Raw genomic sequence first — 13,094 nt, 5'->3', positions numbered from 1 at the left:
AATGGAGAGAAACCGATATCTGAAGTTCTGCTTCGCTCATTCCATCCGATGCTATATCAGTCCGAAGATTTCGGATATCAGTTCTTATGGGAAGCGAGAGAATTCATCTTTTCGATACACCGCTTCTGATGTCGCGAAATATGGGACTTGCGGTAGATCAGAGAGTTGCGAAGAGAATTATGGATATTCTGGTTTCCGGAATCGGCATTGTCATTACATCACCGATTATGTTGCTCATAGCTATTGCGGTAAAAGCATACGACCGGGGACCGGTATTTTACTTCCAGGACCGTCTTACAATTGGCGGTAAGCCATTTAAAATCTGCAAATTCCGCAGTATGTGTGTGGATTCTGAGAAAAACGGTGCCAGACTGGCTTCCAAACATGATTCCCGTATCACTCCGGTAGGGCATGTGTTGAGAAATCTTCATCTGGACGAGCTGCCGCAGCTATTCAATGTGTTCAAAGGAGATATGTCTCTGGTAGGTCCACGTCCGGAACGTAAGACAATCATGCAGGAGTATGAGAAGGAACTTCCGGAGTTCTATTATCGCCTGAAGGTAAAGGCAGGACTGACCGGATATGCGCAGGTTTATGGCAAATATAACACCACCCCTTATGACAAATTAAAGCTGGATTTGTTCTATATTGAGAACTATTCTTTTCTGCTGGATGTTAAGCTGATCTTTATGACAGTCAAGATCTTTTTCCAGAAGGAAGTGTCTGAGGGAGTAGATGATAAACAGGTAAATGCTCTGAAAGATTCCGGAAGAAACACCGGGGCATCAGAGGATAAAACGGAGGAATGACCATGAATAAACCGCTGGTATCTGTGATCATGCCGGTTTACAACGGAGAGAAATATATTAAACAGGCTGTAGATTCTGTCTATGAGCAGGGAGTTTCGCTGGAGCTTCTGGTAATTGATGACGGATCTACAGATCATACAAAGGAAGTCCTGTCTGCCTATGAGGGCAGAGAGGGCTTTCAGTATATTAAGAACAAACAGAATATGGGTGCGGCAGGCTCCAGAAACAGAGGAGTGAAGCTTGCTAAGGGAGATTACATTGCTTTTCTTGATGCGGATGACTGGTGGGAAAAAGGCAAATTGAAAGAGCAGCTTAAATGTCTCGAAGAGACGGGATACGTGTTGTGTTCTACCGGCCGTGAGCTGATAAGATCCGATGGAAGCAGCACCGGCCGTACGATTCCGGTGAAAGAGAAGATTACTTACAGAGAGCTTCTGAAGCATAACAGCATTAACTGTTCTTCCGTAGTGATCAGAACAGACGTGGCGCGGGAGTTTCCAATGGAGCATGATGACAGCCATGAAGACTATATCACCTGGCTGAAAGTTCTGCGAAAATACGGTTATGCGGTCGGAATCGATAAGCCATACCTGAAATACCGCCTCAGTGAGGGCGGCAAGTCCAGAAATAAGCTGAAGTCAGCAGTGATGACTTATAATGTTTACAGATATGCGGGGTATGGACGGATAAAGAGTTGTATTTTCTTTTGCTCTTATGCACTGCATGGAATATGGAAGTATTGCCATAGATAAAAATGAATGTATGGAAATAGTTTCATAAACAAATTATTAACTTTCTATTCCATAAATCATAAAAATATGTTATCCTTTGGATAATAATTATGAATGATTAAAGGATAATATTAAGATGAAATTAAAGAAAGAGAGGCCTGCTGTGCCTTATACCTACCTGATCGATAACTTCAAGGTCCTGCTTATCTTTCTGGTAGTATTTAACCATATTATTGCATTCAATCTTGTAAAAGTGGACACAGTGGTGAGATACGTGTGGTATGCGATCACGATCTTCCATATGCCCGCATTTATTTTTGTTTCGGGGTATTTGTCAAAGAAACCTCAGAATGTATTAAAGAATTTTAAGAATCTTCTGATTCCGTATATTCTGGGATACAGTCTTACCTGGTACTCCCAGATATGGCTGGGACGTTCGGTGGATTACGAGATTCTGCGTCCTACCGGAACAGTTATGTGGTATATTCTGGCGCTGTTTATCTACCGTCTTACCATTGAAGCACTGGGTAAGATCAGATTTATTGTTCCGCTCAGCATCATTATTGCACTGTGGGCAGGAACAAGACCGGAGTTTACAACGTTTTTATCAGCATCAAGAATTGTGGTATTTTTCCCGTTCTTTGTTGCAGGATATCTCTGGAAAAGTGAATATATCACCGCAGTTCGCAAATTTAAAGGAAAATGGGTGTTAGTGCCTATTTCGGGAGTACTGCTTTGGGCAATACCAAACTATATGATTTCCAATGAAATGGGAGTCGCTATTTTCCGTGGTAATCACGGATATAAACTCTGTGGTCTGACAGATCCGGAAGGTATCGTTATCAGATTGCTGATGTATCTGGTATCATTTATTCTGATCTATACATTTCTTGCATTACTGCCGGATATCAAGCTTCCAATTACTTATGTGGGCCGCCACACAATGGGAATTTACTTCTTCCATTACCCGATCATGATCATTATGAACGGGCTGTATCTGCTGCAGATTCCTGAGATGAACAACGTGTGGGTTTTGCTGGGCGTATCCCTGGTGTTTGTCCTTGTTCTGGGAAGTCTGCCGGTGGATCTTCTTTATACAGGTGTGCTGAATCTGGTTGCATTTATTCTGATCAAGAAGGATAAGACAGTCAGAGATGAGGGACTGGAAGAGGAATATGACAGCGAGGACCATGAATATGAACTTCTCAGACGAAAGAAAGCCATTGAGGAGCTGGCCGCTACTCTGGATTCCGAGAGCGAGCAGGACGGCCATATGGAGAAAATAAACCTGGATGATGATTCTCTCGCTCAGGAGAGTGTGCTGGATAAACCGGAAGGATTCAGCAATGTAGCGGGTATGGAACTGGATATCGAAGAAGATAATCTGGATGATATACCGGATGAGATCATTCAGGAGGAAGAAGAACTTTCACTCGAAGATCTGATCCAGGAGCTGGAAGCAGCTACGAAGAATATAGGAAAAGCTGATCCGAAAGACGATACTGCGCAGACAGTAATAGCGGAGAATGTTTCCCGAACTGTAGTCGAAGCAGAGCATTCAGATGAGACAGGAAACATTTTGAATAAACAGTAAAAAACAGGGAATCGTAAAAAGTAGTGTACCGACAAGATTATTTAAGAAATCAACTTGTTGACACGGTAATAACAAGAAATAGCAGAAGAAAATAATAAAAAACGAAAGAGGACTTTGAGATACATGGGGTGTATTTCGGAGTCCTTTTGTTTTAACTATATTATTTTCCGTCTGGCCGGACTAAAAAAATGATATAAATTAACGTGAATTTAACATTTTTGTAACGAAGAGGTGACGGAAGTTGGAAATTATGATATAATCAAATCATCTATAGTGTGAAGCAGGGGTAACTGTCCGTCAGGTACGGAACAGTTACGGGCAGGAATATTTATCGGGAGTTATAAAGAGAAGATGAAGAGAGTGATCACATATGGCACTTTTGATCTGTTTCATAAGGGCCACTACAATATTATAAAAAGGGCAAAGGCGCTTGGCGATTATCTGATCGTTGGCGTTACAAGTGAGAGCTTTGATATTGAACGAGGCAAGCTTAATGTAAGAGACAGCCTTATTAAGAGAATAGAGAATGTGCGGCGTACCGGACTGGCAGATGAGATTATTATTGAAGAGTACCAGGGACAGAAAGTCAGCGATATCATCAAATATGACATAGATGTTCTGGTAGTTGGTTCAGACTGGCGGGGCAAATTTGATTATCTTAAGAACTACTGCGATGTCGTTTATCTGGAACGTACCAAGAATATTTCCAGTACAAAGCTTCGTAGTGAGGGTGTTATCTTTAATATGGGAATTGTGACAGACGATATTAAAGATAATGATTTTGTGCAGGAATCCAAATATGTCAGCGGTATTCACGTAGAACGGGTATTCAGCGGGAATCCGGAGACTGCGCAGGAATTCTGCGATAAATTTGAACTTGGATCCTGTTGGAGCGACTATGACCAGTTCCTGTCAGATGTGGATATCGTTTATATTAAAACTTCGCTGAGCAAACGGGCGGAGTATATCGAACGCGCACTGAAACAGGGCAAATATGTGATAAGTGATTCTCCGTTAACGCTTTCTTCAGAGAAACTGCGCTATCTCTTTGAAGTTGCGAGGGAGAACAATGTAGTCCTGATCGAGAGGATGACGCTGGTTTATCTGCGTGCTTTTAACCAGCTGGTATGGCTGGTGCACAGCAACCTGGTAGGAGATCTGGTCAGCGTTAAATGTGCGATTTCCCAGGATGATTTTGAAGGTGGCAGGACTTTTAATGAGACAGTCTGCACAGCAATCTGCGCGGTACTTAAACTGCTTGGCAGAAAGTGCCAGGATATCAATACAAATGCGGTCCGCGATCAGGAAGGGAAATTTGTATATGACATGATCACCATGAAGTATGCCAATGCACTGGCGACCATTGAGATCGGAACAACCGTAGATATCGAGAATGAACTTGTGATCATCGGAAGCAACGGAAGGGTTACGATCCCGAATGACTGGTGGAACACAGGATATTTCGAGGCAAACATTTCCGGAAAGGAATTCCTGAAGAGATACAGCTTTAATTTCGAGGGAAATGGTTTCCGCTATCTGTTGCAGGAGCTGATGATCATGATCAGAGACAAGCGTACAGAATGTACCCGGCTTTTCTATGATGAGTCGTTAAAAATAATAGAAATTTTGGAAACAATTAATCAGAAAGGATAACTCATGACGGAAAAACAGAAATACCTCCTGAAGCTTTTCAGGGAGGTTGATGAAATCTGCAGAGAACATAATCTGAGATATGTACTGGCCGGGGGCTCCCTTATCGGAGCCCTCAGGCATGAGGGATTTGTTCCCTGGGATGATGACGTGGATCTTTATATGCCACGCTCAGACTGGGAGAAATTTATAGAGATCTGCAAGACAGAACTGCCACCGAACAGAGAGATACAGTGTTCGGAGGTGGACAGAAATTATACAAATTCATTTCCACGCTATGCATCTACCGATACCTGTGCGATTCATAAAAGCCAGATCATCGGCAAGGACTGTGGCGGAGAGATCATAGACATTCTTACACTGGATCCTATTCCGGCAGACGATAAAGAATACGAGAAATATAGAACGCACATGATGATTTACTCGGACCTTATCAATATTTCTGTAGGCTACAGTGACCGCTGGGAGATACCTGCATCCATGTATCTGAAGTATCTTCTTTCTTATATTTTTCTTGGCAAAAAAAGAACGCTGGAGAAACTCGAGAAGATAATGTTTTCCTACAATGAGGAAGAGTGCGACCGCTATGCCATGCGCTGGGGTGGCTGCCCGTTTCTTTTTGACAAAGATATGATGTTCCCTGTCAAAGAGGGGATTTTCGAGGGACAGAAGGCGATGATCCCGAATAAATGCAGCGATTATCTGATCTGGCATTACGGTGATGAGTGGTCTTATATGCCGCCGCATGACAGCAGAGAGGGACATGTGGCTGTCTGCGTAGAAGAACTTCCTTATCAGGAACTTCGTGAGGAATATATGCCGAACATTCATAAAGGCAGACTGCGCCGGGACTCTGTATTCCGTAAGTTCTACAATATGCTTATTGCTAAAAAGAACCATAAAGTCCGCCAGGAAGGACTTGCAATGAAAGCGCGCGCAGTAGCACTGGATCTGCAGGGCGCGATCAGCGAGTCGGGATTAAAAATCAGCGAACTGGTTGAATCCAGATCTTTTCACAGGCTGAATGCATTATTTGGATCTTATTATAAAAGTCAGTTGAGTGCCGATTTTATCGGAAGAGAAGACTACACAAATATTTATGCATTTTATCATCCGATTCTTGTGGGGGTTCCTGATGAAGTATTCTATGCGGCGATGCTGACACTTTTCTATACAGAGCGTGTGTCAAAGGCATATCGAATGCTGCAGATCCGCCAGCAGTCAGATCATATCACTCCTGAGATGGAGAAACTGAAAGAGGATATCGAGCTTTTCAGAAAAGCGGCTGATTATTATGAATTTCATCGTATGGAGGAAGCACAGCAGATTATTGAGGATCTTTTGAACAGATATCCGGGACATCCGGGATTTATGAAATTCCGGTGCCGCTTCCTGATGGAGAATGCGGGAGAGAACCGTATTGAGGCAGAACGATTTATCGATAAAGCACTCAAGAAATTTCCGGAAGATGGATATTTCCTGAAATATAAGGCTGATATCTTCTGGATGAACGGCGAGGTACAAAAGGCAGCAGAACTTTATCTTCAGGTGAAGAGTAAGACCACGAATGGAGTTGTCTGGCTGGAGATGGACAGATTTTTCAGAGGATATAAGGCAGAGATTCTGAAAAACTGCGAAGAGCTTCTGGCAGCCCGCAGAAAGAAAGAGGCACTTTCCCTCATGGAACTGTGGAATCAGCTGATTCCGGAGGATGACGATATCCAGGGCGCGTTCTATCTGGCAAAAGTAGCCTGCGCACGCACCCAGAGTGAGATTGAGCAGGAAATTAATGAGATCCGCAGAGTGATCGAGATACCAATGCTTACACCGGTGAAAGAGAAAACAAATAAAAATAAGAAATCTGAAGAACACCAGATGTATAAAAAAGCACTTACGAGAGCATGGAAACGTCTTGGCTATTCCAAAGAATTAGCAGCCCTGCGCACACAGATCATCTGTACCGGTGAGGAGAGTGAGCTGGAATGGCTTGCCGAGCAGGTGAGAAACCGACAGTTCCGCAAAGAGGAGAAGGCCTGCGTTTATAAACTGGTAGGAGATGTCCGCATGAAACAGGGACAGACCAGAGAAGCTTTTGCCAATTATAAGAAAGCACTGGAATATGAAATGTCATCCTACGTAAAGACCGAACTGTACCGTATTTTTATCAATGATCTGAACGATGGAAGCAGACAGGCGAAGAGCTTTGCAAAGAAGGCAGACATCACAGTTGTGCTTGATAACTGGCTGGATAAATACGGAAGTATTGAAGATGTGAAGCGAATTGTACAGTCAGTAATGTGAATTAGAAATGGAGTAAAGAGTTGAATAAAAAACAAAAGGTAATTTTATCATTATTACAGGAAATAGATGAAATATGCCAGCAGAATCAAATTGAATATTACCTCTCTCCACGACTGACTCTCTGTGCTGTGGAGGGAAAACCTTTCCCACAGAATCCCATGTTTGGAATCGTTCTGATGAAAGTAGCAGACATGGAGCGTTTCCGTAAGGCAGTAGATGAAGATCCGAGAGAGAGACGCGCGCTGGAATCGCTGAAGAGCCATAAATGGTTTTCGGGATTGTATCTGCGCTATACAAACACAGATACTCTGTGCCTGAATATGGATAACACCAGGGATTACGCATTTCCGGGAATCGGAGTCAGTATTTTCCCCCTCAGATCGGAAGCTGAGTCAGCATCGGCCGGACGCAGGTTCTCAAGAGATGAGAATGCTTGGATGGAACTTTGCCATATTAATTATGCTGACAGAAGTCTGAAAAACAGGCTCAACCGTACCTGGATGCGGCTGCGTTGTCTGGTCAATGGACGTCAGAGACAGGCTTCCCGTTTATATGACCGATTCCTCAGATTGTATCAGAAGCCGGAGACAGGTCAATATACCCTTAAGAGAAAAAAACAGACCACCGTTTATCCTGCCGGCATTTTTGCGAAGAGTAAGCGTGTCGAGATGGAGGGAGTTAAGCTTCAGGTTCCGGCAAAAACCGAAGAATATCTGACCATAAGTTATGGAAAGAATTATAAGGATGTCACAGAGCCGCGTTATGTCACTCCGATTGCGCTGGCAGTCAGCGCCAGAGTAAGCTACACACAATTCTGGAAAGAAGCAGGAGATTTCGACAAATACTGCAAAGAACGTATGAAAAATGCCCGCAGGCTTGCAAAGAGCAGGCGGCATAAGGACTACTTTAACGAATGCTGGGATTATGTGGAATTCTGCGGAGAGCGGATGAACCTGGGCGTATCTTATGAGAAACAGAAGGACTATATCAAGAACCTGTATAAGAATGAAGATTATATGACACTTGAGAAGGCATTTCGTCCATACTTCAAAATGATGCAGAAGAGTCTGCAAAAAGGCGAACTCTTTGCGGAGGACGAAGAGATTCTTGATATTTATATAGACGTACTGGAAAAAACAGGAAAAACAGTACAGAGAGAGAAGATCGGTGCACTGATCTGACGGGAGGAAAAATGAAACTTTCAGATTATATTGTTACGTTTTTACAGAAAAAAGGTATCTGCCATTTCTTTGGATATCAGGGAACGATGATCGCACATGTGGTAGATTCTATTGAACGAAATCCGGAGACGGAAAATCACTCCAGCTATAATGAACAGGGAGCGGCTTTTGCAGCATGTGGTTATGCGCAGGCGAAACAGGAATGTGCATGCGCCTATGCGACCAGCGGACCGGGAGCAGTCAATCTTTTAAGCGGCGTGGCAGATGCCTACTATGATTCCCTGCCTGTGGTCTTTCTCACAGGACAGTTAAATACTTATGAATATTCCGGTATCGAGGGACTGCGCCAGCAGGGATTTCAGGAGACAGACATCGTGGCAATGGCGAAACCGATCACGAAGTATGCTGTCCAGATCCGTAATCCTGAGGATATCGTCGAAGAATTAAATAAGGCTTATCACATCGCAACGACAGGACGAAGAGGCCCGGTACTTATCGACCTGCCTATGAATATTCAGAGAAGTGAAGTAGAGAATCCTGTTTATGACATGAAATTCGAGGATAAACATACAGATGAGGCCACAGCGCAGAAGGCAGCCGACACAATTCTGGAAGCGCTGAAACAGGCGAAGCGCCCTGTGATTATGCTCGGACATGGAGTAGACAGCGAGGTAAGCCAGCAGGAGCTGATTCATTTCGCACAGAAAAGACAGATTCCGATTATCACAAGTGTCCTTGCAAAATCCGTGCTGGGCTATGACCATCCGCTGAACTTCGGCTGTATCGGAGGTGCGTATGGACACCGCTATGCGAACATGATTGCAAATGCAAAGAGCGATTTGCTTCTCTGTTTCGGTATTTCCCTCTGCACCAGACAGATTGGAACAAAAGTACATGAATTTGCCAAAGGAGCAAAGATCATCCGTGTGGACATCGACCAGTATAATCTTCAGAGAGATATCCATGAAAACGGAGAGAATGAAGTGAAACTTCAGGCTGAGACCAGTGCAGTGATCAATTGTCTGGCAAGAGCACATTGTCCGGAAATGGATGGCTTAAGCGACTGGCTGAATGTCTGCACAGAGATCAAAGAGAATCTCCAGGCAGTGGATGATAACACGCCGGAGAGATATCCGAACCGCATGATTGCTGATCTCAGTGATATGCTTGAGGATACGTCTGCGGTCGCAGTAGATGTCGGACAGCATATGGTATGGAGCTACCAGTCATTTAAGAACCGGGAAGGTCAGAAGCTTCTTTTCTCAGGCGGACACGGTGCTATGGGATATGGACTTCCGGCGGCGATCGGTGCATATTATGCGACAGGAAAACCAACCGCATGTATCTGCGGAGACGGTGCACTTCAGATGAATATCCAGGAACTGGAGTGGGTGAAGAGAGAGAATCTTCCTATTAAAATAATGGTAATGAACAATGAAGCGCTGGGTATGATCCGTCATCTGCAGAGAGATTATTTCGACTGCCTCTTTGCCGGAACTACGGACGGCTGTGGATTCGCTTCCTGTGACTTCGCTGAGGTGGCTAAAGCTTACGGTATTCCGGCATTAAGAATGCACTGCGATGCGGTAAGAGAACAGGCACCGGAATTTCTGGAAGGTGAAGGACCGAAGCTTCTGGAAGTCATGCTTGAGCACGGAACTTTCGCATATCCGAAAACCTGCCTGGGCGAACCGATCCACAACCAGCAGCCATACGCGCCGAAGAATGTTTATGACAGACTGATGGAATTATAAAACAATTGCCATAGATTAATGTTAAGCAGCGAAAGCGTATCGGGATTATCCATTCAATTGATAGATAAAGATGAATATAACAAAGAGGTAGCAGAAAAAATGAGCAGAGTAACAGTAATCACAGGCGGTACTTCCGGAATCGGCCGTGGCATTGTGGAGAAGATCCTGGCAAATTCAGAACAGGACGATCTGATCTTTGCCACCTACGCACACAATGCGTATAAGGCAAACGACTTCTGGGACAGTCTGAAACCGGAAGACCAGGAGAAGCTTATCATAATGAAAGCGGATATGTCTTCCTATGACGATATGATGAATTTCGTCAAAGAAGTGAAAGAAAAAGCAGGACATGTGGACTGGCTGATCAGCAATGCCGGAATCAGCACCTATGATAAATTTCAGGATTACACATTTGAAGAATGGAATAACATCGTAAACACCAACCTTTCCATCCCGGTATTTATGATCAAGGAATTCATGCCGGTCATGACGGAAGGCGGCAGAGTTCTCTTTATGGGATCTTATGCAGGACAGCAGGCATATTCTTCTTCACTCGTATACGGAGTGACTAAGGCGGCGATCCATTTCCTTACCAAATCCCTGGTAAAGGAATTTGAGCCAAAAGGCATTACAGTTAATGCCATAGCTCCGGGATTTATCCAGACCCCGTGGCACGAGAACCGCACCCCTGAAAGCTACGAACGCATCAACCGCAAGATCGCCCTCCACAGATTCGGAGAGATCAAGGATGTGGCGGATATGGCGTACAGTATTCTCACGAACAACTATATGAATGGAAGCATCGTGGATATCCATGGAGGATATGACTACTTCTAAAAGAACCTGACCAATCAGGTGACTAACCGAATCAAGTAAGTCCCCTGCTTCAATTGCAAATATCCGATTGACTTAAACCAAGTAACGAAAGTAGATCGCAAATATCCGCTTGAATTCCCGACAGATAAAATGGAGAAGCTTCTTCAGAAACTGTCGGGAATTTTTTTTGCATTCCCGGATTTTTTTGTACATTTCAAGAGTTGTCCTACATGATATTTTGTGATATCATGCTGGAAAAAAGTGGACTATTTTTGAAAAAAGTGGATTATTCCTGGAAAAAATAATTTTATGTGACAGATTTGTGACTGCTGGATGGTACAATACAAGAAGAGATAAACATATTCTCTACAAAATATCTGACAATTTACATAATGAAGAGATTAATTAGACAGTTCTGCTATAAGAAGCAGAGTGCGATATATATATAACGGAGAAAACGTATGAATCAGGTAGTAATGGTACATTTTTTGGAAAATTCTGCCTGGAAAGCAAGAACGGACGTCTGGATGAAGAGACGATCCATTCCAAAAAAATTATAAAACTTCTGGCTTTTCTTTTACTAAATCATAATCGTATGATCAATGCGGAAGAGCTCGGAGAACTGGTATGGGGAAATGGCGGATCATCGAATCCGATGGGTGCACTTAAGAACCTCATATACAGACTGCGCAACACACTGAAACAACTGGGACCGGAGGAATACATTGTCTCGCGGTCGGGTACCTATGGGTGGAATGAGAAAATAGAGCTTCACAGCGATATGGAAGAATTCAGATATCGCGCAGAAAAGACCCGGGAGGCCGGGAATGATACAAAACTTCAGATTAAGAAATACGAAGAGGCATTATCCTGCTATGAGAAACCCCGCACCTGTGTTCTGACATCAGAATCCTGGCTTGCGGTGCGGTTCACGTATTACCATTTTGTATATATAAAACTGGTAAATGAATTGTGCGAACTATATAACAGCATACGCGACTACGCAGCGATACAGAGAGTCTGTGGGCAGGCGATGACCTGTGATGAACTCAGCGAGGATGTTCATTACTGGATGATCAGAAGCTGGGTAGAAATGGGAGATGCGGATGATGCACTGAAGCAATATGAAACAGCAGTAGAGATTCTGTATGAGAGGCTGGGAATACACAGATCTGACAGGATGAAGAAACTGTATGATGAGATCCTTGGAATGAACATAAATTCCGCAGAGGCAACCATGGATGATATTTATGAAGAAATTCAGGAAGAAGATCCAAACGGTGTTTTTTTCTGCGAGTATACAGTATTTCGGAAGATATACAGGCTGGAAGCCAGACGGGTGCTGCGGTCCGACAATGCAGAGTATATGCTGCTTCTGACTATAAAGATAAATGAGAGGGAACTGCAGGAAGACCCTGTCAGGATACAGTATTATAGGAAGAGAGCCGGTACGAAACTCCAGAAGGTATTGACGAGGTATCTTCGAATGGGAGATGTAGCTGCCAGATACAGCGATGAACAGTATATAGTGATGCTGCCATATTGTGATTATGAATCCTCGCAGAAAGTCATAAAGAGGATTCTGTCTAATTTCAAAAAAGATATGGACAGCGATAAAGTAACACTTAAAGCGGAAACCAGAGAAGTATCTGTTAATTATGAACTTCCGCAGGAGAGCAGGGGAGGAGTAATATGACATATGAAAGTAAAAAATAATTCACCGGACAGTGGGATAAAATAAAAGTAAGTAGGTAATCATCCGTATCTGTTAGCACCCATACTTTTCTGATACACTCTTTTCATAACAAAGGAAGGAAACTGTATCATTATGAAAACAGATGAAAAAAATACACTGTGGTCTGAAAGAATTAGTGAATTTCATTCAAGTGGACAGCCATGCAAAACATGGTGCTAGGAACATCACGTTCCAGTCTCTGCAATGAATTACTGGATGCGCAAGCTGAAAACATTGGACGAACAATCGGATACTGATATGATTTTTGCAAAAATGCCAACAGAAAAAGAAATTTCGAAGAATGAGACTTTGAACACCAGTCCGTCTCCAGTCCGTATTTTTATCACTAACAGTATTCGGATTGAAGTGATGCCGGAGTGCCCTCCAGAGCTTTTTAGTGTTCTGATTCAGGGATTGAAAGACCATGCTTGATCTGGCAGGTGGCACAACTGTTTACCTTGCCTGTGGATTATCCAAATATTCGGATAATGCGGATTAAACGAGCTTCGTAAAATGGGGCCTT

10 protein-coding genes are annotated in these 13,094 nt (G+C 43.4%); all 10 read left to right on the top strand.

Features of this window, described 5'->3' with window-relative positions:
- Nucleotides 1-86 precede the first annotated feature (86 nt).
- The 10 genes from AC058W_RS08390 to AC058W_RS08345 all read left to right on the top strand — a co-directional run bounded on the left by AC058W_RS08390 (nt 87) and on the right by AC058W_RS08345 (nt 13,003).
- A complete protein-coding gene (locus tag AC058W_RS08390; protein WP_479389964.1) occupies nt 87-809 on the top strand; it encodes a sugar transferase in 723 nt (240 codons plus the stop codon).
- Nucleotides 810-811: 2 nt separating this feature from the next.
- Nucleotides 812-1,561 carry a glycosyltransferase family 2 protein gene (locus tag AC058W_RS08385; RefSeq protein ID WP_118411297.1) on the top strand — a complete coding sequence of 250 codons (750 nt, stop codon included), beginning with the start codon at nt 812-814 and terminating at the stop codon, nt 1,559-1,561.
- A 115-nt stretch (nt 1,562-1,676) separates the two neighbouring features.
- Entirely contained in the window at nt 1,677-3,134 is a 1,458-nt protein-coding gene (locus AC058W_RS08380; RefSeq protein ID WP_117677586.1) for an acyltransferase family protein, read from the top strand.
- A gap of 351 nt (nt 3,135-3,485) precedes the next feature.
- Nucleotides 3,486-4,787 (top strand): adenylyltransferase/cytidyltransferase family protein, encoded by a 1,302-nt coding sequence (locus tag AC058W_RS08375; protein WP_117677585.1) that lies wholly within the window; start codon nt 3,486-3,488, stop codon nt 4,785-4,787.
- Nucleotides 4,788-4,790: 3 nt separating this feature from the next.
- On the top strand, nt 4,791-7,085 hold the full coding sequence (locus AC058W_RS08370; RefSeq protein WP_479389963.1) for a LicD family protein: 2,295 nt from the start codon (nt 4,791-4,793) through the stop codon (nt 7,083-7,085).
- Between the two features lie 20 nt (nt 7,086-7,105).
- The gene (locus AC058W_RS08365; protein ID WP_118137219.1) at nt 7,106-8,266 is read left to right on the top strand and encodes a LicD family protein; all 1,161 of its coding nucleotides are present in this window, start codon (nt 7,106-7,108) and stop codon (nt 8,264-8,266) included.
- Between the two features lie 11 nt (nt 8,267-8,277).
- On the top strand, nt 8,278-10,020 hold the full coding sequence (locus tag AC058W_RS08360) for a thiamine pyrophosphate-binding protein (protein ID WP_117846133.1): 1,743 nt from the start codon (nt 8,278-8,280) through the stop codon (nt 10,018-10,020).
- A gap of 99 nt (nt 10,021-10,119) precedes the next feature.
- The gene (locus AC058W_RS08355; protein ID WP_117677593.1) at nt 10,120-10,857 is read left to right on the top strand and encodes an SDR family NAD(P)-dependent oxidoreductase; all 738 of its coding nucleotides are present in this window, start codon (nt 10,120-10,122) and stop codon (nt 10,855-10,857) included.
- Between the two features lie 418 nt (nt 10,858-11,275).
- Nucleotides 11,276-12,532, top strand: a complete 1,257-nt coding sequence (locus tag AC058W_RS08350) for an AfsR/SARP family transcriptional regulator (protein WP_479389971.1) — start codon at nt 11,276-11,278, stop codon at nt 12,530-12,532.
- Between the two features lie 243 nt (nt 12,533-12,775).
- Nucleotides 12,776-13,003 carry a hypothetical protein gene (locus AC058W_RS08345; protein ID WP_479389962.1) on the top strand — a complete coding sequence of 76 codons (228 nt, stop codon included), beginning with the start codon at nt 12,776-12,778 and terminating at the stop codon, nt 13,001-13,003.
- Nucleotides 13,004-13,094: the final 91 nt, after the last annotated feature.

Source organism: Blautia sp. CGZ-1-C1, from assembly GCF_056504575.1.
This window is presented reverse-complemented; position numbering and strand designations above follow the sequence as displayed.

What these genes read in the sequence shown, in the direction of transcription:
- AC058W_RS08390 (WP_479389964.1), top strand. Translation starts at nt 87, where the DNA reads ATGGGAAGCGAGAGAATTCATCTTTTCGATACACCGCTTCTGATGTCG.
- AC058W_RS08385 (WP_118411297.1), top strand. Translation starts at nt 812, where the DNA reads ATGAATAAACCGCTGGTATCTGTGATCATGCCGGTTTACAACGGAGAG.
- AC058W_RS08380 (WP_117677586.1), top strand. Translation starts at nt 1,677, where the DNA reads ATGAAATTAAAGAAAGAGAGGCCTGCTGTGCCTTATACCTACCTGATC.
- AC058W_RS08375 (WP_117677585.1), top strand. Translation starts at nt 3,486, where the DNA reads ATGAAGAGAGTGATCACATATGGCACTTTTGATCTGTTTCATAAGGGC.
- AC058W_RS08370 (WP_479389963.1), top strand. Translation starts at nt 4,791, where the DNA reads ATGACGGAAAAACAGAAATACCTCCTGAAGCTTTTCAGGGAGGTTGAT.
- AC058W_RS08360 (WP_117846133.1), top strand. Translation starts at nt 8,278, where the DNA reads ATGAAACTTTCAGATTATATTGTTACGTTTTTACAGAAAAAAGGTATC.
- AC058W_RS08355 (WP_117677593.1), top strand. Translation starts at nt 10,120, where the DNA reads ATGAGCAGAGTAACAGTAATCACAGGCGGTACTTCCGGAATCGGCCGT.
- AC058W_RS08345 (WP_479389962.1), top strand. Translation starts at nt 12,776, where the DNA reads ATGAATTACTGGATGCGCAAGCTGAAAACATTGGACGAACAATCGGAT.